20 protein-coding genes are annotated in these 21,552 nt (G+C 64.7%); 14 read left to right on the top strand and 6 right to left on the bottom strand.

Annotation, left to right across the window (positions count from 1 at the left end):
* The first annotated feature begins 19 nt into the window (after positions 1-19).
* The 3 genes from QD208_RS13970 (at position 20) to QD208_RS13960 (ending at position 3,004) form a co-directional block, all read left to right on the top strand.
* The gene (locus tag QD208_RS13970) at positions 20-772 is read left to right on the top strand and encodes an ABC transporter ATP-binding protein (RefSeq protein WP_200906787.1); all 753 of its coding nucleotides are present in this window, start codon (positions 20-22) and stop codon (positions 770-772) included.
* A complete protein-coding gene (locus QD208_RS13965) occupies positions 769-1,536 on the top strand; it encodes an ABC transporter permease (RefSeq protein ID WP_279837166.1) in 768 nt (255 codons plus the stop codon). Before QD208_RS13970 ends, QD208_RS13965 begins: the two co-directional genes overlap by 4 nt.
* A gap of 163 nt (positions 1,537-1,699) precedes the next feature.
* Positions 1,700-3,004, top strand: a complete 1,305-nt coding sequence (locus QD208_RS13960) for an ABC transporter substrate-binding protein (protein WP_279837165.1) — start codon at positions 1,700-1,702, stop codon at positions 3,002-3,004.
* Between the two features lie 136 nt (positions 3,005-3,140).
* Here the strand turns inward: QD208_RS13960 and QD208_RS13955 are convergent, their stop codons facing one another.
* The 3 genes from QD208_RS13955 to QD208_RS13945 all read right to left on the bottom strand — a co-directional run bounded on the left by QD208_RS13955 (position 3,141) and on the right by QD208_RS13945 (position 6,304).
* A complete protein-coding gene (locus tag QD208_RS13955) occupies positions 3,141-4,409 on the bottom strand; it encodes an MFS transporter (RefSeq protein ID WP_279837164.1) in 1,269 nt (422 codons plus the stop codon).
* On the bottom strand, positions 4,406-5,230 hold the full coding sequence (locus QD208_RS13950; protein WP_347882002.1) for an alpha/beta fold hydrolase: 825 nt from the start codon (positions 5,228-5,230) through the stop codon (positions 4,406-4,408). The genes QD208_RS13955 and QD208_RS13950 overlap by 4 nt, the downstream gene beginning before the upstream one ends.
* Positions 5,231-5,395: 165 nt before the next feature.
* On the bottom strand, positions 5,396-6,304 hold the full coding sequence (locus tag QD208_RS13945) for a LysR substrate-binding domain-containing protein (protein WP_043335040.1): 909 nt from the start codon (positions 6,302-6,304) through the stop codon (positions 5,396-5,398).
* Positions 6,305-6,518: 214 nt separating this feature from the next.
* Between QD208_RS13945 and QD208_RS13940 the strand changes: the two genes are divergently transcribed.
* The 3 genes from QD208_RS13940 to QD208_RS13930 all read left to right on the top strand — a co-directional run bounded on the left by QD208_RS13940 (position 6,519) and on the right by QD208_RS13930 (position 9,987).
* Positions 6,519-7,571 carry a YeiH family protein gene (locus QD208_RS13940; protein WP_279837162.1) on the top strand — a complete coding sequence of 351 codons (1,053 nt, stop codon included), beginning with the start codon at positions 6,519-6,521 and terminating at the stop codon, positions 7,569-7,571.
* 177 nt (positions 7,572-7,748) lie between these two features.
* Positions 7,749-8,015 carry a GrxA family glutaredoxin gene (locus QD208_RS13935; protein WP_043335038.1) on the top strand — a complete coding sequence of 89 codons (267 nt, stop codon included), beginning with the start codon at positions 7,749-7,751 and terminating at the stop codon, positions 8,013-8,015.
* Between the two features lie 214 nt (positions 8,016-8,229).
* Positions 8,230-9,987 (top strand): monovalent cation:proton antiporter-2 (CPA2) family protein, encoded by a 1,758-nt coding sequence (locus QD208_RS13930; protein ID WP_279837161.1) that lies wholly within the window; start codon positions 8,230-8,232, stop codon positions 9,985-9,987.
* 144 nt (positions 9,988-10,131) lie between these two features.
* Here QD208_RS13930 and QD208_RS13925 read toward each other — a convergent pair whose 3' ends face one another.
* On the bottom strand, positions 10,132-10,998 hold the full coding sequence (locus QD208_RS13925; RefSeq protein ID WP_225348118.1) for a DMT family transporter: 867 nt from the start codon (positions 10,996-10,998) through the stop codon (positions 10,132-10,134).
* A 149-nt stretch (positions 10,999-11,147) separates the two neighbouring features.
* Here QD208_RS13925 and QD208_RS13920 point away from each other — a divergent pair, with 149 nt between their 5' ends.
* Complete coding sequence (locus tag QD208_RS13920; protein ID WP_043335032.1) at positions 11,148-11,930, top strand: DUF1338 family protein; 783 nt, start codon at positions 11,148-11,150, stop codon at positions 11,928-11,930.
* A gap of 471 nt (positions 11,931-12,401) precedes the next feature.
* On the opposite strand, the gene nhaD is transcribed toward QD208_RS13920, so the two are convergent.
* On the bottom strand, positions 12,402-13,691 hold the full coding sequence (nhaD, locus tag QD208_RS13915; protein ID WP_213114316.1) for a sodium:proton antiporter NhaD: 1,290 nt from the start codon (positions 13,689-13,691) through the stop codon (positions 12,402-12,404).
* Between the two features lie 271 nt (positions 13,692-13,962).
* On the opposite strand from nhaD, the gene QD208_RS13910 reads away from it, so the two are divergent.
* The 5 genes from QD208_RS13910 to QD208_RS13890 all read left to right on the top strand — a co-directional run bounded on the left by QD208_RS13910 (position 13,963) and on the right by QD208_RS13890 (position 18,619).
* On the top strand, positions 13,963-14,865 hold the full coding sequence (locus tag QD208_RS13910; protein WP_279837160.1) for an acyltransferase: 903 nt from the start codon (positions 13,963-13,965) through the stop codon (positions 14,863-14,865).
* A complete protein-coding gene (locus QD208_RS13905) occupies positions 14,855-15,808 on the top strand; it encodes a LysM peptidoglycan-binding domain-containing protein (RefSeq protein WP_279837159.1) in 954 nt (317 codons plus the stop codon). Before QD208_RS13910 ends, QD208_RS13905 begins: the two co-directional genes overlap by 11 nt.
* A gap of 235 nt (positions 15,809-16,043) precedes the next feature.
* Positions 16,044-17,201 (top strand): glycosyltransferase family 1 protein, encoded by a 1,158-nt coding sequence (locus tag QD208_RS13900; protein WP_043335027.1) that lies wholly within the window; start codon positions 16,044-16,046, stop codon positions 17,199-17,201.
* Positions 17,173-17,724 (top strand): phosphatase PAP2 family protein, encoded by a 552-nt coding sequence (locus QD208_RS13895; RefSeq protein WP_043335024.1) that lies wholly within the window; start codon positions 17,173-17,175, stop codon positions 17,722-17,724. Before QD208_RS13900 ends, QD208_RS13895 begins: the two co-directional genes overlap by 29 nt.
* Before the next feature lie 85 nt (positions 17,725-17,809).
* Positions 17,810-18,619: an alpha-ketoglutarate-dependent dioxygenase AlkB gene (locus QD208_RS13890; RefSeq protein WP_279837158.1), complete on the top strand. Its 810-nt coding sequence runs from the start codon at positions 17,810-17,812 to the stop codon at positions 18,617-18,619.
* 131 nt (positions 18,620-18,750) lie between these two features.
* Here QD208_RS13890 and QD208_RS13885 read toward each other — a convergent pair whose 3' ends face one another.
* Positions 18,751-19,647, bottom strand: coding sequence for a LysR family transcriptional regulator (locus QD208_RS13885; RefSeq protein ID WP_043334482.1), 897 nt, complete (start codon positions 19,645-19,647; stop codon positions 18,751-18,753).
* A 385-nt stretch (positions 19,648-20,032) separates the two neighbouring features.
* Here QD208_RS13885 and QD208_RS13880 point away from each other — a divergent pair, with 385 nt between their 5' ends.
* Positions 20,033-20,734, top strand: coding sequence for a CoA transferase subunit A (locus QD208_RS13880; RefSeq protein WP_043334485.1), 702 nt, complete (start codon positions 20,033-20,035; stop codon positions 20,732-20,734).
* A 127-nt stretch (positions 20,735-20,861) separates the two neighbouring features.
* Positions 20,862-21,524, top strand: coding sequence for a 3-oxoacid CoA-transferase subunit B (locus QD208_RS13875; protein ID WP_043334487.1), 663 nt, complete (start codon positions 20,862-20,864; stop codon positions 21,522-21,524).
* Positions 21,525-21,552: the final 28 nt, after the last annotated feature.

Genomic DNA, 21,552 nt, shown 5'->3' with positions numbered 1-21,552 from the left:
CCTGACCACGGAATTGCCTGTGTCGCTGGGACTCACCCTCAACAACGCACGAATCGATTACGCCGGCCACACGCTGTTCCGCGATATTTCCGCGCGTCTGGAGGCCGGTAGCTGGACGGCACTGCTGGGGCGCTCCGGCTGCGGCAAGAGTTCGCTGCTGCGCCTGCTGGCCGGCCTGGAGATGTCAGACCTCCACCAGCTCGACCTCGCCACCGATGACGGTCAGCCGCTGACCGACCGCGTGGCCTGGATGGCGCAGCAGGACCTGCTGCTGCCGTGGCGGCGCGTCATCGACAACCTGTGGCTGGGCGATGACCTGCGCCGGCGGCCGCGCAATCGCAAGCTTGCCCATGAGCTTCTGGCCGCGGTCGGGCTTGAGGGCCGTGAGCAGGCCTGGCCGGATGCCCTCTCCGGCGGTCAGCGCCAGCGCGTCGCCCTCGCCCGCACGCTCTACCAGCAGGCGCCGGTCGTGATGATGGACGAGCCGTTCTCGGCGGTGGATGCCATCACCCGTCTGGAGCTGCATGATCTGGCCAGCCGCCTGCTCAAGGGCCGCACCGTCCTGATGGTGACCCATGACCCGCTGGAGGCATTGCGCCTCGCCGATCAACTGCTGGTGCTGCGCCCCTCGAGCCTCCCGGGCCACGGCGCCGAGCTGGAACGCCTGCCGGGGCTTGGCGCCGCACGCCCGGTGCCGCTGGATGACCCGGCCCTGCCACCGGCGCAGGCGCAACTGATCGCCCGCCTGCGCGATAGCGAGGAGGCCGCATGAAACGTCTGCACGCCATGCGTCACCTCGTCATCAGTGCGCTGCTCCTGCTGGGGCTTTGGCAGCTGATCATTGTCGTCACCGCCGTACCGCCCTACATTCTGCCCACGCCGCAGGCCGTGCTCGAGGTGCTGATCCAGAAGGCGCCGCTGCTGGCCCATCACGCTGGCGTCACCATCAGCGAGATACTGGCCGGGCTGGTGCTGGGCATTCTACTCGGCCTTGCCACCGCGCTGGCGCTGGCCTTCATTCCCCGCCTGCGCCGCACGCTGCTGCCGATGCTGCTGATCAGTCAGGTGATACCGCTGTTCGCGATCGCGCCGCTGCTGGTGCTGTGGCTCGGCTATGACATGCTGTCCAAGGTGGTGATGGCGACACTGATCATCTATTTCCCGGTCGCCTCCACCGGCTACGACGGCCTGCGCCAGACCCGACAGGGCTGGCTGGATCTTGCCCATACCCTGGGTGCCAGCCCATGGCGCCGGCTGATCCACATCCAGTTGCCCGCCGCGCTGCCGGCACTGGCCTCCGGCATACGCATGGCCGCGACCGCCGCCCCCATCGGCGCCGTCATCGGGGAATGGGCCGGTGCCAGTCAGGGGCTGGGCTATCTGATGCTTAACGCCAACGCGCGCATGGAGATCGACCTGATGTTCGCCGCCCTGCTGGTACTGGTCGCCTTCTCCCTGCTGCTCTATTTCTCGCTGGATGCGCTGCTGCGCGCCCTGATGCCCTGGCACCGCGACCGGCTGACACGCCTGAGCTGAGGCGTTCAGGGCTCCGGACAGACACTGCATGACCGCATGACCGCAAGATCGCAAGATCGCGTTATCGAAAGACGCAACGACGCTCGACACAAATTGCATGAGCCTGACGACTGCCGCCCACGAACGGCAGCACCACTACCCTGTGATCACAAGGAACTCCGCCATGTCTCTTTCGTCATCGGCGCCACGGCGCAAAGCGCAGCCGACACGTTCACCGCGTGCCTCACTGCTGTCCACCGCCTTCGCCACCCTGCTGACCACGCTGTGCCTGAGCAGCCTGCCAGCCACCGCCATGTCGGCCCACGCCGCCGACGCAGAACCCGCCACCAGCACCCAGTCAGCGCCGGAAATCGTCGCTCAGCAGGCCGAGGTCGGGGTGAACGGCGACTCACCCGCCTCGGCGCCGGTGGCAAGCCAGGAAGCCGTGGAAGCGACCGCCGGCGCCGCCAAGCAGGCCAAGAACGGTGCTGAACCGGCCGCGGAAGCCCCGCCAGCCGCCAGCGACGAACAGAGCGCTGATGCTGACTCGAAGGACGTCGCCGAGGACAACCCCAAGGACGCTGCCACCGCCGAGCAGCCGCTGACGCAGTTCAAGGTCATGCTCGACTGGTACACCAACCCCGGCCACGCCCCGCTGGTGCTGGCGCAGGAGCTGGGTCTGTTCAAGAAGCACGGCCTTGATGTCGAGCTGATCGCCCCCGCCGACCCGAGCGTGCCGCCCAAGCTGGCCGCCGCCGAGCGCGTCGACATCGCCATCAGCTATCAGCCGCAGCTGCACCTGCAGATCGATCAGGGCCTGCCGCTGGTGCGTATCGGCACCCTGGTCGCCACGCCGCTGAATGTGGTGGTGGTGCGCGCCGACAGTGACATCCAGTCGATCGCCGACCTCAAGGGCAAGCGGGTCGGCTACTCGGTGGGCGGTGTCGAGGAAGTGCTGCTCTCCACCATGCTGCAGCATAGCGGCCTGACGCTGGATGACATCACGCTGACCAACGTCAACTTCTCGCTGACGCCGTCACTGCTGACGCGCAAGGTCGATGCCGTCACCGGCGCCTTCCGCAACTTCGAGCTGGCCCAGATGGCCCAGGAAGGCGTCAAGGGCCGCGCCTTCTACATCGAGGAAGAAGGCGTGCCGACCTATGACGAGCTGATCTTCGTCGCCAACAGCGACAGCTACGAGCGCAAGCAGGCACAGTACGCCGGCTTCCTCGCCGCCGTCGGCGAGGCCACCGCCTGGATCATCAATCACCCGGACCAGGGCTGGGAGATGTTCCGCGACTCCGACCCGGCACTGGATACCGAGCTCAACAAGGAAGCCTGGTACGCCACCCTGCCGCGCTTCGCGCTGCGTCCTGCCGCGCTGGATGCCGGCCGCTATCGTGACTTCGAGGACTTCCTGTTCGAGCGCGGCATGATCAAGAAGCGCCAGTCACTGAGCCACCTGGCCGTCGACGTCAACGCGCCCTGAGACGTTGAGCGCCCAGAGCTCTTGAAACGCTGAGCGCTTGCGCGCCCCATGCAAAACGCCCTGCCGGAGATTCCGACAGGGCGTTTTGGGTTCAGGACCGGCTCACTCTCGCCGTCTTGTGCCTATTCGACAAGCGTTAGCGGCGTGCCAGGCGACGCGACAGCCACAGGATCTGCAGCGGCTGGATCACCAGCGCGATCATCAGCACCGCGACCAGCAGCGGCATGCCTTCCAGCGCGCCGCTCGACGTGCTGACCAGCAGTCCGGCGCCCACATAGCTGCCGGCGGCGGAGCTCAGATGCTGCACGGCACTCTGGGTGCTGGTGAAGGCTGCCCGCTCGTGGTCGGCGGGAATGAAGCTGTTGAGCGTATTCTGGGTCACACGCCGCGCCGACGAGAACAGCATGTAGGCGCCGAAGCCGATCCAGATCAGCGACGGCCCCGGCGAATGCAGCAGGAAGGCCCAGCCAACCAGCGCCGTCATCAGGCAGGTGATGGTGCCCGGCCAGACACAGCCATAGCGATCACACAGCCGCCCCGTCAGCTGCATGCCGACCAGCGACAGCCCGCCACCGATCATGTAGAGCCCACCGAGATCCTCGCGCGGCAGGCCCAGATTGAACAGCAGATAGCTTGCCAGGTTGGGAATCACCAGGAAATTGCTGAACATCGCCGTGGCGATCAGCGCCAGCCCCAGGCGATGGTCGGGCTGGGCCAGGATGTTCAGGATCGTGGTGCCCTTGCGGCTGCGCTGACGCGTCTCGGGGTTATCGAGATGGCCGCGGATCGGCGGCAGTATCCAGGCCAGCAGCCCGCATACCAGCAGCGCCAGCAGCGCCACGGCGCGAAATGGCGCCTGCCAGCCGAAGCCCTGCGACAGCCACAGCGCAAACGGCAGCCCCAGCACCGAGGCCACCGAGAAGGCACCCATCACCAGGCCCATGGCGCGCCCCCGGCGTACTCCCGGCACCACGTCGATCACGATGGCCAGCGCCGTCGCCGCCGCCGGCCCGCCGAACAGGCCGCCCAGCATGCGCGCCGCCAGCAGGGTCTCGAAGTCGGTGGCGAAGCTGGCGATCAGGTGACAGAGCGCCGCGCCGAACAGGAAGCCCAGCACTGCCCAGCGGCGATCGAAGCGATCGGCGTGTCGCGTCCACAGCAGGGTGCCCACCGCGGCGGCCAGCGGATAACTGCCGACGATATAGCCGAGGTGATCCAGCGGAATGCCCAGCGAGGTGGCAAAGTCGGGACCCAGCGCCATCACCATGGTGAAGCCCATGATGACGGCGAACTGCAGCAGGGTGACCAGCGCCACCACCAGGCGCTCGTGGGTGGTCACCGGCGGGATGACCCGCTCGCTCGCGGCCGGCTGACGATTTTCGGAGTGGCTGCTCGGCGTACTCAAGCGCGTGCGACGCGATCAAGGAACGTCACCACCGCCTGCTGGAACTCGCTGGCACGCTCGGCGTGCAGCCAATGGCCGGCCTCCAGCGAGTCATCTTCCAGCGCAGGAAAGTGTTCGCGCATCGTCGCCAGGCCCTCGGCCTGCACGTAGTTGGAGCGCGAGCCCCACAGCAGCAGCGCCGGCAGCTCGACCGGCCCCTGGCCGTGCGGCGCCTCGACGATCTGCGGGTAACCCGCCGCGATATGGTCCAGCCCGACGCGCCAGCCCATGGCGCCATCGTCGAGACGCACCAGATTGGTGGCGAGGAACTGGCGAATGGCCGGGGTATCGACATGCTGCGCCATCACCGTGTCGGCCTCCTTGCGTGAGGCCGGGCGCGCGTCACGCACCGCCTCGAAGGCGGCAAAGATATCGTCATGCCCGTGGCCATAGGCGACCGGCGCGATATCGGCGACCAGCAGGCTGCGCAGACGCTCGGGCGCCTCGAGCGCGACCTGCATGGCGACCTTGCCGCCCATCGAGTGGCCCAGCAGGTCACAGCGCTCGATGGCGAGGCGGTCGAGCAGCGCGATGACATCCGCGGCCTGCTCGGGGTAGCTCATGCCGGCCACGTGCGGGCTGCGGCCGTGGTTGCGCAGATCCACCGCGATCACGCGGCGTGTCCGCGACCAAGACTTGATATGCGAACGCCAGTTGTCGGCACTGCCGAACAGGCCGTGAAGAATGACCAGCGGCGTCGCGTCCTGCTGGCTCGTTGTCTGTTCCTCGGCGCCATCACGAGCATCGCTCTCGTGGTAATAAAGCTCGACCGTTGTGCTCATCATCATCTCCATGGACGCTAGACAGACCGTTACGCTCCCCGTGGCTCAGGCGCAGTAGCGTGGCTCAGCGGCGTGGCTCGGCGGCGTGGCTCGGCGGCAGCCGGCTCGCGGGGAGCGCCTATGTTAGCAAACTATCAAGCGCGCGGCGGCTTCGTCCTCGACGCCTCAGCGCGGGCTGGCTTCCAGATAGACCTTGACCGCCTGCCACAGCGGGCTGCGGTAACGCTCCGGGTGCCACAGCATCGAGAAGCGCCGCTTCAGGTTGAGCTGGGGCGTGGCCAGCACCACCAGCTCGCCACGCGCGATCTCGGCCGCCACCGACAGCCGCGACAGACACCCCAGCCCCAGCCCGGCGAACACGGCCTGCTTGATGGCCTCGTGCTGACCCAGCTCCATGCGCACCTTGAGGCGCTCGATCCGCCCGTGCAGTGCACGCTCGAAGACCGCCCGCGTGCCCGAGCCCCCCTCGCGCAGAATCCAGTCGGCGGTGGCGAGGTCCTCATCGCTGAGCGCCACGCCGCGCACGGCCAGCGGATGGCTCGGCGGCGCCACTACCACCAGCTCATCCTCGCGCCAGGTCTGGCTCATCAGGCGCGGCGCGTGGCAGTCGCCCTCGATCAGGCCGAGTTCCGCGTCATAGTTGAGCACCGCTTCCACCACCTGGTGGGTATTGCGCAGGCGCAGATTGAGCTCGGTGCCCGGATGTTCGCGCATGAAGGCCCCCGCCAGCCCCGGCAACAACCAGGTGCCGATGGTGGCACTGGCGGCGATTTCCAGCTCGCCGCGCAGGTTGCCATCCACCACGCCGGGCTCACGCGCCTCCAGCTCCAGCGCGTGGGTCTGCTCCAGCAATTGCTCGGCGCGCGCCAACAGGCGGCGGCCATTGGCGTTCAGGGCCAGGCGGCGACCGAGGCGCTCGAACAGCTGCACCTCGAGGTGACGCTCAAGCTCGGACAGCCCCTGACTCGCCGCCGATTGCGACAGGCCGATCTCGCGCGCCGCGGCACTGACGGAGCCGTGGCGGGTCACCGCCACGAACACTTGCAACTGGCGCAGCGTGATGTGGATCTGCATATCGGTTTTTCCGGTATGTAATAAAAGAATAATCGACTAACTGCCGAATAATATTCCCGAATAGACTAATCATCAAACCAGAGACACTAAGCAAGCGACGCAGGCTCAAGCGCCCTTGCCGATGACAGCCGTGCACCACACGCCAGCGCACGACCCATAACAAGACAGGCCATGTTCCGCACGGGATAGGCCACCTTCCTCAAGGAGAATGCTCATGGACGCACAGACCCTGACTCCCCCCGCCACTGCCGAGCGCTTGCGCCGCATGTTGCCGGGCCTCGCCCTGTGTGGCGGCCTGACCCTGGTGGGACTGGCACTGCATTCCATTCCGGCGCTGGCCTCCACCGGCATCAGCCCGCTGGTCTTCGCCCTGCTGTGCGGTATCGTGGTCGGCAACCTGCCGATCACCAGCCGTCACGCCGCGGCGCTCTCCCCGGGGCTGCATATCGCGACCAAGAAGCTGCTGCGTCTCGGCATCATCCTGTTCGGCCTCTCCATCACCCTGCAGCAGATTCTCGGCCTGGGCTGGAGCGTCGTCTTCCTCGATGTGCTGGTGATCACCGCGGTGCTGAGCAGCGGCTACTTCATCGGCACGCGCTGGCTGGGGCTGGACCGCGACACCGCACTGCTGACCAGTGCCGGTTCCGCCATCTGTGGCGCCGCGGCGGTACTGGCGACCGAATCGATGATCAAGGCACGCCCGGCGGCCACCGCCATGGCCGTCGCCACGGTGGTGCTGTTCGGCTCGCTGGCAATGCTGGCCTACCCGCTGCTCTACCCGCTGAGCGGCATGCATGAAGGCCTGTTCGGCATCTATATCGGCTCCACCATCCACGAGGTCGCTCAGGTCGTGGCCGCCGGTGAAGCGGTCGGCCCGGACGCCCTGGCCAATGCGCTGATCGTCAAGTTGATGCGCGTGATGATGCTGGTACCCTTCCTGCTGCTGTTGCCGAAGCTGTGGGCCATGCGTGCCCGCACCGAGGGCGATGACCGCGAGACCGGCGGCAGCATGACGATTCCGTGGTTCGCGCTGGGCTTCATCGCCATGGCCGGCATCAACAGCACCGGCGCGATCCCGGCGGCAGTGCACTCAAGCCTCTCTACCCTCGGCAGCGTGGCACTGACCATGGCCATGGCAGGCCTGGGCGTCGAGACTCGCATCGATCGTCTGCGCTCACTGGGCATGAAGCCTTTCCTGCTCGCGCTGATCCTGTTCACGCTGCTGATCGTCGGTGGCTTTGGCGCCAATCTGCTGCTGATGGGCTAATCCTCAGCACGGCAGTGATTGATTGCCCCAATGACTTTGGTAGTACGGCTCAATTGGCAAACCCGGGCAGGCTCAAGCACAATGGCGGTCATCCATTACTCACCGGCAGTGCCGGCGCCATTTTCTCGGCCCACCCAGTACGGGCTGAACGAGAGTCACGAACCTTAGGAGAGTCTCATGCTTGCAGTCATTTTCGGTCGTCCGGGTTGCCCTTTCTGTGTCCGCGCCAAGGACCTCGCGGAAGAGCTCACCGCCAAGCGCGATGATTTCGACTTCCGCTACATCGACATCCATGCCGAAGGCATCAGCAAGGCCGACATGGAAAAGACCATCGGCAAGCCGGTCGAGACCGTGCCGCAGATCTTCGTCGATCAGACCCACATCGGTGGCTTCACCGAGTTCAACCAGTACGTGCAGGACGAAGCTCTGATGCCGCAGGCCTGATCGCCGCCATCAGCCGCTTCACTGCTGAAGCCCTCGCCATTGGCGGGGGCTTTTTTGTGCCTGCGTCACCGCCTCCCGCCCCTGGTCACGACGCTTACTCGCACCACAACGCTGTGCACAGGGTCGCGTCTTGCGCACCTTGCCGCTTGCGACAAAAGGAGGGGCCAGCGACAATCGCTGCCTTCTCCGCCCGTGTATGTACAAGGACACGCACATGAACATGTTGATGGAAGGCGCCGTGCTGCTGGGGTGCGCGGTGGTTGCCGTGCCACTTTTCCAGCGTCTGGGCCTCGGCTCCATCCTGGGCTATCTGGCCATCGGGGTACTGCTGGGTCCGTCGTTGATCGGCTTCATCTCGGAGCCTGGCGAAGTGCTGCACTTCGCCGAATTCGGGGTCGTCATGCTGCTGTTCATGATCGGTCTGGAACTGGAGCCCAAGCGTCTGTGGGACATGCGCCTCAAGCTTGCGGGCCTGGGCAGCGCCCAGATGCTGCTGTGCGGCGCCCTGCTCACCCCTGTCGGCCTGTGGCTGGGGCTGGAATTGCCCGCCGCCGTGTTGCTGGGCCTGATTCTGGCGCTGTCCTCGACCGCCTTCGCGCTGCAGGTATTGAGCGAGAATCAGCAGCTGGCGACGCCGCACGGCCAGTCGACCTTCGCCATCCTGTTGTTCCAGGACCTGGCGGTGATCCCGCTGCTGGCCCTGATGCCGCTGTTCGCTGACAACTTCGATGCCTCCACCGGCACCAACTGGATCGGCATCGCCAAGGGCATCGGCATGATCGCGGCGGTCATCATCGTCGGCCGCCTTGTCGTACCGCGCCTGCTCAAGATGGTCGCGCGCAGCGAGATCCACGAGATCTTCACCGCCGCGGCCTTGTTCGTGGTGATCAGCACGGCGCTGCTGATGGAATGGGTGGGCCTGTCCATGGCCCTGGGCGCCTTCCTGGCCGGGGTGCTGCTGGCCGATACCGTCTACCGTCACGAGCTGGAAGCCAACATCGAGCCCTTCAAGGGGCTGCTGCTGGGGCTGTTCTTCATGGCCGTGGGCATGTCGGTCGACGTGTCGCTGGTGATGGAGCGTCCGCTGACCGTCCTGGCGCTGACGCTGGCGCTGATGTTCGGCAAGGTCATCGTCATCACGCTGGTCGGACGCGTCGCACGCCTCAAGATGGCCGAGGCCCTGCCGCTGGCGGCGGTCCTGTCACAGGGTGGTGAGTTCGACTTCGTGCTGCTGACCGCCGGCATGGCCGCCGGCATCTTCGATCAGACCCTCACCAGCCTGGTGATCAGTGCGGTGACCCTGTCGATGGCTGCCACGCCCTTCCTCTATCGCTATGCCCACCACCTCGGCGCCACCAGCGAAGCCAAGCGTCCCTATGATGAGGACTTCGGTGAGGAGACGCCGCAGGTGGTGATCGCCGGCTTTGGCCGCTTCGGCCAGATCAGCGCGCGCATGCTCAAGAGCCAGGGCATCAACTTCACCGCGCTTGACCCCAATATCACCCAGGTCGAGTTCGTGCGTCAGTTCGGGTCGCGTATCTTCTACGCCGATGCCAGCCGCGCCGAATTGCTGCGGGCAGCGGGTGCCGAGCAGGCCAGGATCATGCTGGTGGCGGTCGATGATGCCGAGACCTCGACAGGCATCGTACGCATGGTGCGCCATCAATTCCCGCACCTGAAGCTGTTCGTGCGTGCCCGTAACCGCCACCACGCCTGGGAGCTGATGGAACTGGGCGTGGAGCACGTGATTCGTGACACCTATGCCAGCAGCCTGGAGATGGGCGGAGAACTGCTGGTGGCGATGGGCTACCCCAGTGCTCGCGCGGCGGAAGTGGCGCGCGCGTTCCGGGAAATGGATGACAACATGCTCAAGCAGAACTACGAGCACCGTCACGACCAGAAAGCACTCGTCAACAGCGAGCAGGCCGCCATGGTCGAGCTCAAGCGTCTGTTCCAGAACAATCAGGACTGACGTCGCACGGCTCGCCAGAGCGCTCAGTCGCGCCTGAAAAGACACAAGGGCCGCCCCGGCAGGGGCGGCCCTTGTCGTTGGGGCACTCGGCAACACCTTGCGTGCAGACCCGATTCCTCGAAAGGCGAGCGGCCCGAGTCCTGCTCAGCCCTGCGACAGGCGGCGGGACGTCAGGCGCGCCCGCCACTGCGGGCCGAACAGATAGGCACACAGCCCGATCACGATCAGCAAGGCCCCGGCGAGCACGCGGCTGGAGATCAGCTCATCATTGAGCACCGCGCCCAGGCTCATGGCGAAGATGGGGGTGATCAAGGTCGCCAGCGCCACCGTGCTAGCCGACAGGCGTGACAGCACGAAGTAGTAGCACAGGTAGCCGATCAGCGAGCCGAAGATGCCAAGGTAGAGGATGGCCGCCATCGGGCGCCCCTCCGGCAGGGCCTGCGGCACGCCATCGACGATCAGCGCACACACCAGATAGAGCGGCAGCGAGACCAGCAGCGCACCCTCCGTCTGCACCAGCGGATGCAGCCCTGCCCGCTCGCGCTGCACCAGTACCCCCGAGGCCGCGAAGCAATTGACGGCCAGCAGCATGGTCAGGACTCCCTTCCAGCTGCCCGGCGGCAACGCCAGGGAATCCGAGACCGCGACGGCCAGTCCACTCAATGCCAACGCAAACCCCATCCACTGCAACTTGTCAAGTGGAGCACTTTTCAACCACCAGCGTGCATAAAGCCCTGATAGCAAAGGTGCCAGTCCAAACAGTAACGACATGATACCGCTTGGTAACCAGGCCGCAGAGAGGTAGGCGAAGTACATGCCACCCCAGATACCCAGAGCAGCTGCCGAGTAGCTGCGCAATGCCCCACGCGAAAGGTCCATTTTCAGCCCCATCATGCGTAACAATGGGTAACCGAGGCATGCAGCAATTAACATTCTGCCCATCGCCGACCAGGCAGGCAGCCAGCCCGAGGCGCTCCACGAGATGGCCAGCGGTGTCGTCGACCACACCATGAGAACCACGCAATACGCCACCAGCACTGGCATTTTTACTCTCCGATCAAGAAACGCGAAAAAACGGATAATGGCGTTGAATACCCCTTTGCACGACTACCTATAATCGCTCCAGCACTGAGGTCATAGGGGCCGTCCAAGGAGGCATCATGCAACGCAAGGAATTCCAACAGCAGCTATGGCTGGACTTCGTCCATCGCCATCCCGACATCGGGGCGCTGGATATCTGGCCAGACAGCATCAACCCTGAATATCTGATGTTCCTGACGCTGAATCAGGGGCCTTTCAGAAGCGAGAAACTGTTACCCAGCCTGTATCACCAGGGCTATCGCCGCGTGAAACAGTACGCCATGGCCGACCGCGGCCTGCTGGTCGATCTGCTGCTTCCCCCGGATGGTGGCGCTGCCGTCATGCTGGCGGAACTGCAGGCCAACAGCCTGCCGCCGATGCACCGCGACCTGCTCAAGCGCCTGATCAGTCAGAGTCATCGTGATGACTGCAAGGGACAGAACCTGCTCGCGCCCTGCCGTCCGTGGGACATGCCGGACTGGCCGACCTTCGAGCGCCTGCTCGAGGCCAACCCGCTGGCTGCCTGGCTCTCCGTGATGGGGCCGCGCCTGCACCATGTCGGCTTCAATGCCGAAGAGCTTGGCGAAACGCTGGAAGCGGTCTGCGAGGGCATGCTGGCCTACGGCATGGCACCGCAGACCGGGCGCCATCATGCGGTACTGCCCATCAATCCCAAGCTGCAGTATCACTACTACCCGGCCCACGCCCAGCGCATGGTGTTCGCGGACGGTGACGAGCATATGGTGGTGCTGGGCGGCATCGCCCTGCTGGCGACGGCACCGGTGACGACTCAACAAGAAGGAAAACAGCGTCCCGCAGAACAACTGCTGCCGGAACATACGCTGTGCCAGCTCAGCGCGTAATGGCCTCTTGGCAGCACTGCGCAATGAGATGAGTCGCATTCAGCCCCCTACGCATGCGTAGGGGGCTCTTGTGCTCAGAGGGTGACATGCCCTTTCATGCCATACCCTTTACGCCCCTCTTGCCATCACCCTTCATGGCATCACCTCATGATGTCATCACTGCACGACTCGCCGCTTCCCCCGCCGCTTTCCCCCGCCATGCCTGAGTCTTGTGTCTGAGCCTCTAAACCTAACGTCGCAGACAGGTTATCAACAGAAGCTGTGGAAAAAGCTGTGAAGAATCTCTGTACATCTAGGTATCGCCATCGAGATCAGGCGAGCGCAGACAGATTGATCAAAAAATGATCAGCCGACCGCAAACAGCGCCAATTCCCCTTCCGACCACGCATCAGGCAGTGCATCTGACGGCCGCTGTGGCAGCGACTGCGGCAGCGGCTGTGGCCGTAGTGAACACCCCCATCAACTTCCACATCAGCCCAGAGACGAGAGCGCCAATGTCACTGGCGTATTCGTGATCTGCCCGCCCAGCCAGTATGCCCCCAGATAGCCCACGCTGTAGGCCAGCAACAACGCCGGGAAGAAGCGCAGATAACTCATGAAGCTCACCTCGCGCACCTTGGAAAGCGCGATCACCCCGGCGGCGGAGCCAATCACCAGCAGCGAGCCACCCACGCCTGCGGCATAGGTCAGCGCCAGCCACTCCGCATCGTTCATGCTGACATCCGCCTTGAGCACTGCGGCGGTCAGCGGCACGTTGTCCACCAGCGCCGAGAGCAGCCCGACCAGATAATTGGCCTGCATCGCCGGCATCAGGGCATAGAGCTGTGCCAGGCCTTCCAGCAGACGAGCTTCCTTGAGCGCCCCGACCATCAGCAGGATGCCGAGGAAGAATAGCAACGTATCGAATTCGATAATACGAATGTAATCAAGTATGCGGCGCTCTTCGCTGTCGCTGCGCCGTTCGGCGACATGCCCGAGCAGGAACATCAACGACATCCCGAACAGGAAGGTCAGCAGCGGCGGCACGCCAAACAGCACGTTGAGCCCGAGGGTCGATAGGATGGTGGCCAGAAACAGCCAGGCGACCAGACGATCAAGACGCCGGGTCTCGCGCGGCTCGCGCACCAGGTTCACCTCGCCTCCCAGCCCGGGCAGCAGTAGCGTCGCCAACAGCATCACGCTGAGGAAGGACGGCAGCGCCAGCAGCATCAGTTCACTGATGCGCACCTTGCCCGCCAGGAAGATCATCAGCGTGGTCACATCCCCGGTGATCAGCGCCACGCCGCCGGAATTGACAGCGAATACCGCCAGCACCGCAAAGCGCAGCGTCTTCTTCGGCGCCAGGCCCAGCGACAGCACCAGGGTCAGCGATACCAGCGTCGCGGTGATGTTGTCGGCCAGCGATGAAAAGGCGAAGGCAAAGAGCCCCGTCAGATACAGCAGGCCGCGCTCCCCGATGCGTTTCGGCAGCAGACGGTAGATCAGATTGGCAATCAGCCCCTTGGCATTGAGAAAGGCCACGAAGGTCATCGCCGCCATCAGAAACAGCCACAAGGTGGCGATCTCGAGCAGGTTCTCGTTCAAGGCCTCGGGGACATCATCCACCGCCAGGGCCGCGGGGCCGAAGATGAACAGCAGCAACCAGCTGAAGGTGCCCAGCAACAAGGTCGTCTTGGCCTTGTTGAGATGGATCACATCCTCGATGGCAATCAACACGAAGGCGGCCAGCGCCAGCCCGATCAACAGTCCCTGCAACCACATGCCACTCTCACTCCCTGAGATATCGCCGCGCAGCGGCGGCGATGATTGACGGTGCCCGGCGTGACTTCAACGTGAACCCTGCCACGACCTTTCCCTTGCACCGACCCGTCACATGACCGGCGATGCATCTCACCACAGCTGCGTGCGCCCCGCCATTCGACCTGAGGGGCGTTCGCTTCGTGCAACGCAGGGTTGCCATCCCCCACGCAAGCGGGGTGGGCATCCACTCCTGGGTGAATTACGATGGCGCCACCTGATGAAGGAGTCATGCATGTCGAGTATCAGAGGTGTCATCAGCCTTGTCTTTCTGATCATCAATACCCTGTGCTGGGCGCTGCCACTGTATCTGCTGGCCGCACTCAAGCTGATCACGCCATCGCGCCGCCTGCAGTTGCACATGCTGGAGGGGCTCAACCGCCTCGCCATGGGCTGGATCGGCACCAACAACCTGTGGATTCGCCATGTGCTGCGCCCGCGCTGGGACATCCACGTACCGCAGTCGCTGCGTGATGGGTCTGCCCGGCGCCGCTGGTGGCTGGTGATCGCCAATCATCGCAGCTGGACTGACATCTTCGTTCTCCAGTACGCCCTGCACCTTCGCACGCCGATGCCCAAGTTCTTCCTCAAGCAGGAGCTCATCTGGGTGCCGGTGATCGGCCTTGCCTGGTGGGCACTGGAGTTCCCGTTCATGCGCCGTTACAGCCAGCAGAAACTGGCCAGCAATCCGCGGCTCGCCGAGCGTGATCGTGAAGCGACGCGACGCATGTGCGAGCGCTCGCGACAGGCGCCGATGGCGATCTTCAACTTCGTGGAAGGCACTCGCTTCACGCCCGCCAAGCACAACCAGCAGCAGAGCCCTTTCCAGCATCTGCTCAAGCCGCGTGCCGGCGGCAGTGCCCAGGTGATCAACACGCTTGGCGATCGACTTTCCGGTATTCTGGATGCCACCCTCGATTACCGGCATGCCGATGCCAGTTTCTGGCAGTTCCTGTGCGGTCACGGGGGCGACATCACGCTCGTCATCACTCAGCGGCCGCTGGAGCCCTGGATGCTCGACGGCAACTATCATGCGGACGCCGCCTATCGCGAGCGCTTCCAGCAATGGCTCAATCAGGTCTGGAAGGACAAGGATGCCCGACTGTCACGTGCAGGGAATGACATTGATGAACACTGAATACGGCCTGAATGCCGCGGGCTTCACGGCACGAGCGCAGGCCGAACCTGACGTGAACCGTCCACTTCTGCAGCGTGTTGGCCTCGCGCTGCGCTGGCTGGCGCTGATCTGTCTCGGCCTGTGGCTGAGCGGCTGCGCGACCGGCAGCTACTCCGGCTCGCCGGCCGGCCAGTGGGTCACCATCCAGAAGGGCGATACCCTGGGGCAGATCGCACGCGATGCCGACATTCCCCTGCTGCGCCTCACGCGCTTCAATCCGGGGGTCAAGATTCGTGACCTCAAGGTCGGTCAGCGCATCCTAGTGCCCACCGCGCGTGAGCGAGCACCCTCCGGCGGCCCGTATCGCTATCAGCTGCGCCCCGGCGATACCTACTCCAAGGTCGGACGCTATTTCGGTGCCAGCCCGCAGCGCATTCAGGCCGCCAACCCCGGCAAGGACCCCAATGATCTCGATGTCGGCATGCTGATCTCGGTGCCGCTCAACGGTGGCCCGAGCCGCAGCGCCCCGGCCGCGCGCGCCAGCGGTGGCAGCCTGGTCGCTCGCCCGGACCCCGGCCCGCTGCAGAAGCCGGGTCAGTCATGGCGCTGGCCTGCCGCCGGCAGCGTGACGCGTGAATTCGGCACCAACGGCAATGGCCAGCTGGCGCCCATGCAGATTCGTACCGCCGCCAGCGGCATCGCCAGTGCACCGGCGCGGGGCGAAGTGCGCTTCGCCGACTCCATGCGCCAACTGGGCAACGTGGTCATCCTGCATCACTCCGGCAACCTGCAGAGCGTGCTGGCCCAGTGCGGCGAGATTCTGGTCAAGGTGGGTCAGCAGGTCACTCCGGGCACGCCGCTTTGTCGCGTCGCACGCGGCAACAACGGTCAGCATGAATTGCTGTTCGACGTGCGCCACGGCGGCAAGCCGATCGACCCGCGCGAGATTCTCGAGAAGCGCTGAACCAGCATTGCTTCACGGCACCAGCCGACATGGCACCACCTCCAATCCCCGCCAGATGACGACAGCGCCGGTGCCACGCCGGTGACTGTCGTCCTTGCTTGACGATTCATGAGACAACCCTCATACCTCTGAGTTGTGAGGGGTTGAGGGTGTGTCATCGCTTCGTCACCTGCTTGTTATGCCGCCGTCACTCCCTCTCTCGATAATGACCACAATAGTCATCTAGGGAGACGTCATGGAGCGCATTGCCTTCGTCAGTGAAACCTGGCATCCGGAGATCAATGGCGTGGCTCATACCTTGAGTCATCTGTGCGATCAACTCATCGCACGCGGCTGTGAGCTCCAACTCATTCGTCCCGCCACCCGAGATGGCAGCCTGGAACCGCGTGTCCAGCAGGAGCTTCAGGTACGCGGCTTCCGCCTGCCCGGATATGACACCGTGCAGGTAGGCGTGCCGGCACCGCAGCGCCTGATGCGCATGTGGCGCGAGCATCGCCCCTCCGTCGTCTACATCGCCACCGAAGGCCCGCTGGGCATCAGCGCACTGATGGTCGCCCGCCGTCTGGGCCTGCCGGTGGTCGCGGGCTTTCATACCAATTTCGATCAATACAGCACCCACTACCGGCTCAAGGCGCTACGCCCGCTGGTGCGGCGCGGCCTGCGCCGCTTCCACAACGCCGCCAACATGACGCTGGTACCGACACGCACCCAGGCAGACAGCCTGATGCAGCAAGGCTTCGAGCATGTTCAGGTGGTGGGACGCGGCCTGGATTGCGAGCGCTTCTCGCCCAGTCATCGCAGCGAAGCATTGCGCAAGTCATGGGGCGTCAGCTCACAGCAACCCGTCGCGCTGCACGTCGGGCGCCTGGCCGCCGAGAAGAACATCGAGCTGCTGATCCGCACCTACGAGGCCATGCTGGCCGTGCAACCGGACCTCGCCCTGGTGCTGGTGGGAGACGGCCCGCTGCGCGAACGCCTGGAACAGCGCCTGCCCGAGGCGATCTTCGCCGGCTTCCAGACCGGCGAGGCACTGGCCGCCCATTACGCCAGTGCCGACCTGTTCGTCTTCCCGTCACTGTCGGAGACCTTCGGCAATGTGGTTCTGGAAGCCATGGCCAGCGGACTGGCCGTGATCGCCTTCGATTACGCGGCGGCCGCCGAGGTGATCCGCGACGATCACCAGGGCTTGCTGGCGCCCTGCAGCCAGCCGGAACGCTTCATCGAACAGGCGGTGGAGGCCTGCCAGCGGCCGGCCCGCATCGCCAGACTGGGACGTGCCGCCCGCGTGCGCGTCGAACCATTGGGCTGGAGCCGCATCGCCGAGGGCTTTCTGACCTGCCTGCGTCACGCCGAGGAGAAGCCCGATGCACGATCGCAGCCTTCCCGTCTTTGAGCGACTGGACCTTCTGGAGTGGCGCCTGTGCCGCCAGGTCGCACGCCTGGCGCTGTTCCGGCCGATACTCACCCTGTTTCGTATCGTCTCGCGCCTGGGCGACTGGCCAGTATGGGCGCTGCTGACGCTGAGCCTGCCGCTGCACCATGCCATGGGCGGCTGGCTGTTTCTGGAATTCGGCCTGGCGGCCGGCGCCGGGGCCCTGCTCTACCGCGCGCTCAAGACACGGCTATGTCGGGAGCGCCCGTTCATCACCTTCAATACCATCAACTGCACCATGCCACCGCTGGACCGCTACAGCTTCCCCAGCGGCCATACCCTGCATGCTGCCCTCTTCGCCAGCCTGACCGCTCAGCAGCTGCCGGAGCTTGCCATCCTCGTCACGCCGCTGGCGCTGCTGATTGCGCTTTCCCGGGTAATCCTCGGCCTGCATTACGTCAGTGATGTGCTGGCCGGCGCGCTGCTGGGTCTGGGCCTTGCCGAGGTGGCCATCCTGACCTTCGAGGCGCTGCTGACGACCTGACGCTCACGAGGCATGCGTCAGCCCGGGGTCGGCGCGAATCGAGAGCCACTTGCCCAACCTGACGCGGCTCTGGCACTCTCGCCGCATGACGACTCCTTCTGCTGGCGATGATCTCTTCGCCGCCCTCACGACCTCTGATTCGACGTCCGCGGCTGATGGAGCTGCGCGCCAGACGGCGGCGGATGGCTCGGCCCTGGCAGCTCGCCCGCGCGAGCTGCCCGAGGGCTGGCTTACCCTCGCGCACGGCTGGTACCGCCACCCCCTGCATCCGCTGTATCTCAAGCCGCGCGCCCTGACGCCATTGCAGGCCGATCAGGCCCTCGTCACGCTGGAGGGCGATCTCGACTGGCAGCGCCCCAGCCTAAGCGTGCATGGCAAGACGCACCCGATCCCACGCCGTCAGGTGTGGATGGGCGATGTCGGCGCCCGCTATCGCTACTCCGGCAGCCTGTTCGAACCCAACCCCTGGCACATGACCGCCTGGCAGCTGGGCGAGCTGTCGCGACATGCCATCAATCACGAGCTGAGCCCGCAAAGCGATGACCTGGGACGCAGCGAGCCCGTGATCCCGGAGCATTTCAACAGCCTGCTGGCCAATCGCTACGCCGATGGTGCCGACCGCATGGGCTGGCACAGCGACAACGAGCCGGAACTGGGCACTCGCCCGATCGTGCTCGCCATCTCGCTGGGACGAGAACGCCCCCTGCGCTTCAAGGGCCATCCGCGCAGCCCCTATGCCGGCACGCCGGCGTTCAATCTGTGGCTGCCGCACGGCTCGCTGCTGGTGATGGGCCGTGGCTGTCAGGACCGCCTCCATCATGCGTTGCCGCCGCGCAAGCTGGAGGGGCTGCGCATCAGCCTGACCTACCGCCAGTTGCTGACGCCCTCGCGCTGAGGCCATCTTTCTTGTGCACTCTGCTTTCTCTCTTCTCGCTCTCCTCTTGCCCTCTTCCTGCCACTTCCTGCTCTAACGCCTTCTTTGTTGTCCCTTTTTGTTGTCGCTCCCTGCGTCACTGCGCCCCGGACTCAATCCGCCGACGGATAACGCGCGCGCAGGGTCTCCAGCATCGCCTGTACGGCCACCGACAGCTCATGGCGGCCGCGACGGATCACCCCGACCCGCTGCTGAATCTCGGGGCCTGTCAGCGGCAGGCACTGACAGCCCAGCGCACTCATCTGCGCCGCGCTCATCGCCGGCACCGCGCTGACGCCCAGACCTTCCGCCACCATGCGACCGCAGGTGACCAGCTGGTGAGTCTCGAAGGCGACATGCAGCGCCATGCCCGCATCCTCGAGGCGCTTCTCGAGCATGCGACGCACCCCCGAGGGCCGCTGCAGCGTGATGAAGTCTTCCTTGAGCAGTCGTGACCACTCGATGGAGGTCGGCGCCTCTGCCAGCAAGGCATGGCCGGGGGGAATGATCGCCACATAGCGGTCCTCGAACAGCAGCTCGAACACCAGGTCCTGCCGCACGCCGGGGTCGAAGCAGATCCCCAGCTCGACGCGGCCATCGGTGACCCGCTCGACCACCTCTTCGGCGATGACATCGTTCACTTCGATGGTGATCTCCGGATATTGGCGGCGAAAATCGGCCAGTACCCCGGGCAGCAGATTGCCAGCGAAGGTCGGCATCGCGGCCAGGGCCACGCGGCCGCGCCCGAGACTGAAGCGCTGGCGCATCTCATCCTCGGCATGCTCCCAGTCCGACAGCAGGCGCCTGGCCAGCGGGAAGAAGGCGCGCCCCTCCGGCGTCAGGCTGACCTGTCGGGTCGAGCGCTGAAACAGGCGCCCGCCCAGCGACTCCTCCAGATTCTTGACCGCCAACGACAGGGCCGGCTGCGAGAGATGTACCAGCGTGCCCGCCTCGGCGAAGGACAACGTGCGCGCCACGGCCACGAAGGCCTTCAGCTGTTTCAGAGTCATGTCGTGTCCTGTCCCGGGGTTGTTTCAAGAGATGTCACAAGAGATGTCACAAGAAGTGATGCGGCGCAGTTCGTCGTCTGTCGCTCGCAGAGCAGGCGCTCGCAGGGCATCTAGGCCATTGGTCATAGATGACAGCCACGAAGCTCTCACATGACTGACCGCTCAGTTCAGGCCATTCCGCCCCGCTACCGCGTCAACCCCGCCAGCATGGGGGTTTGGCGGGCTTTTTCCTCGCGAGCAGGCGCGATAAACAGCAGATCAATTCTTATCAAAAGCTGATCAATGGATAGAAAAAACAAACTTATTAAATATATACAGACTCAGGATTGTCGGCAATGATGAAGACATCCCGACAACAACAGCTTGGATACTCAAGGAGATTCGCATGGCAGGATTCAACAAGGTGGTGACCAGCTACGCGGAGGCCATGGCAGGCCTCGAAGATGGCATGACGGTAATCGCCGGTGGCTTCGGTCTGTGTGGTATCCCGGAGAACCTGATTGCAGAGATCAAGCGCCTCGGCGCCAAGGACCTCACCGTGGTATCCAACAACTGCGGCGTCGATGGCTTCGGGCTCGGCATCCTGCTGGAAGACCGTCAGATCAAGACCATGATCGCCTCCTACGTCGGCGAGAATGCGCTGTTCGAGAAGCAGCTGCTCGACGGCGATCTGGAAGTGATCCTCACTCCCCAGGGCACGCTGGCCGAGAAGATGCGTGCTGCCGGCGCCGGTATCCCCGCCTTCTTTACCGCCACCGGTTACGGCACACCGATCGGCGAAGGCAAGGAAGTGCGCGAGTTCGATGGCCGCCCCTACATTCTGGAAGAGTCCATCAAGGGCGACTTCGCCATCGTCAAGGCCTGGAAAGCGGACCGCTACGGCAACGTCGTCTACCGCCATACCGCGCGCAACTTCAACCCGCTGGCCGCCACCGCCGGCAAGATCACCGTGGTCGAAGTCGAAGAGCTGGTCGAGCCGGGGGAACTGGACCCCGCCGACATCCACACGCCCGGCATCTATGTGGATCGCGTCATCAAGGGCAACTTCGAGAAGCGCATCGAGAAACGCACCGTCCGCTCGCGTTGAGCCCAGGGCTCCGCCGGCATGAATCGCCGCCATCAGGGCGACAGGCCCCACGGCGAACTTTCTCGACCGCCTTCACGACACGGCACAGTGCCTCATGGTTGATGGCACCCAAGACAAGGAAACAATCATGGCTTTGACACGCGAACAGATGGCCCAGCGAGTGGCTCAGGAAATCCAGGACGGCTCCTACGTCAATCTGGGAATCGGCATCCCGACACTGGTGGCCAACTATATCCCCGACGGTATCGAGGTGATGCTGCAGTCCGAAAATGGCCTGCTCGGCATGGGTCGCTACCCCTATGAAGACGAAGTCGACGCCGACATGATCAACGCCGGCAAGGAAACCGTGACCGCCATCGATGGCGCCGCCATCTTCGATTCGGCCGAATCCTTCGCCATGATCCGTGGCGGCCACGTCGACCTCACGGTGCTCGGCGCCTTCGAGGTCGACGTGAACGGCAACATCGCCAGCTGGATGATCCCCAACAAGCTGGTCAAGGGCATGGGCGGCGCCATGGACCTGGTCGCCGGTGCCGAGAACATCATCTGCACCATGACCCACGCCTCCAAGCACGGCGAATCCAAGCTGCTCAGCCAGTGCGAACTGCCGCTGACCGGTGCCGGCTGCATCCGTCGCGTGCTGACGGACCTCGCCTTCCTCGAGATCAAGGATGGTGCCTTCCACCTGCTGGAGCGCGCGCCAGGCGTGAGCGTCGAGGAAATCGAGCGCCTGACCGCAGGCAAACTGGTCGTCCCCGAACACGTGCCGGAAATGCAGCTGGACGCCTGAGGCACCTTCTGCCCCCGGGCACTGGCCA

It is taken from the genome of Cobetia sp. 29-18-1, assembly GCF_029846405.1.
GTDB classification, from domain to species: Bacteria; Pseudomonadota; Gammaproteobacteria; order Pseudomonadales; family Halomonadaceae; genus Cobetia; species Cobetia amphilecti.
This window is presented reverse-complemented; position numbering and strand designations above follow the sequence as displayed.

Bases quoted from the DNA above. Each gene is read 5' to 3' on its own strand.
- QD208_RS13965 (WP_279837166.1), top strand. From the start codon at position 769: ATGAAACGTCTGCACGCCATGCGTCACCTCGTCATCAGTGCGCTGCTC.
- QD208_RS13960 (WP_279837165.1), top strand. From the start codon at position 1,700: ATGTCTCTTTCGTCATCGGCGCCACGGCGCAAAGCGCAGCCGACACGT.
- QD208_RS13950 (WP_347882002.1), bottom strand. From the start codon at position 5,230: ATGAGCACAACGGTCGAGCTTTATTACCACGAGAGCGATGCTCGTGAT.
- QD208_RS13945 (WP_043335040.1), bottom strand. From the start codon at position 6,304: ATGCAGATCCACATCACGCTGCGCCAGTTGCAAGTGTTCGTGGCGGTG.
- QD208_RS13940 (WP_279837162.1), top strand. From the start codon at position 6,519: ATGGACGCACAGACCCTGACTCCCCCCGCCACTGCCGAGCGCTTGCGC.
- QD208_RS13935 (WP_043335038.1), top strand. From the start codon at position 7,749: ATGCTTGCAGTCATTTTCGGTCGTCCGGGTTGCCCTTTCTGTGTCCGC.
- QD208_RS13930 (WP_279837161.1), top strand. From the start codon at position 8,230: ATGAACATGTTGATGGAAGGCGCCGTGCTGCTGGGGTGCGCGGTGGTT.
- QD208_RS13925 (WP_225348118.1), bottom strand. From the start codon at position 10,998: ATGGTGTGGTCGACGACACCGCTGGCCATCTCGTGGAGCGCCTCGGGC.
- QD208_RS13920 (WP_043335032.1), top strand. From the start codon at position 11,148: ATGCAACGCAAGGAATTCCAACAGCAGCTATGGCTGGACTTCGTCCAT.
- nhaD (WP_213114316.1), bottom strand. From the start codon at position 13,691: ATGTGGTTGCAGGGACTGTTGATCGGGCTGGCGCTGGCCGCCTTCGTG.
- QD208_RS13910 (WP_279837160.1), top strand. From the start codon at position 13,963: ATGTCGAGTATCAGAGGTGTCATCAGCCTTGTCTTTCTGATCATCAAT.
- QD208_RS13905 (WP_279837159.1), top strand. From the start codon at position 14,855: ATGAACACTGAATACGGCCTGAATGCCGCGGGCTTCACGGCACGAGCG.
- QD208_RS13900 (WP_043335027.1), top strand. From the start codon at position 16,044: ATGGAGCGCATTGCCTTCGTCAGTGAAACCTGGCATCCGGAGATCAAT.
- QD208_RS13895 (WP_043335024.1), top strand. From the start codon at position 17,173: ATGCACGATCGCAGCCTTCCCGTCTTTGAGCGACTGGACCTTCTGGAG.
- QD208_RS13890 (WP_279837158.1), top strand. From the start codon at position 17,810: ATGACGACTCCTTCTGCTGGCGATGATCTCTTCGCCGCCCTCACGACC.
- QD208_RS13885 (WP_043334482.1), bottom strand. From the start codon at position 19,647: ATGACTCTGAAACAGCTGAAGGCCTTCGTGGCCGTGGCGCGCACGTTG.
- QD208_RS13880 (WP_043334485.1), top strand. From the start codon at position 20,033: ATGGCAGGATTCAACAAGGTGGTGACCAGCTACGCGGAGGCCATGGCA.
- QD208_RS13875 (WP_043334487.1), top strand. From the start codon at position 20,862: ATGGCTTTGACACGCGAACAGATGGCCCAGCGAGTGGCTCAGGAAATC.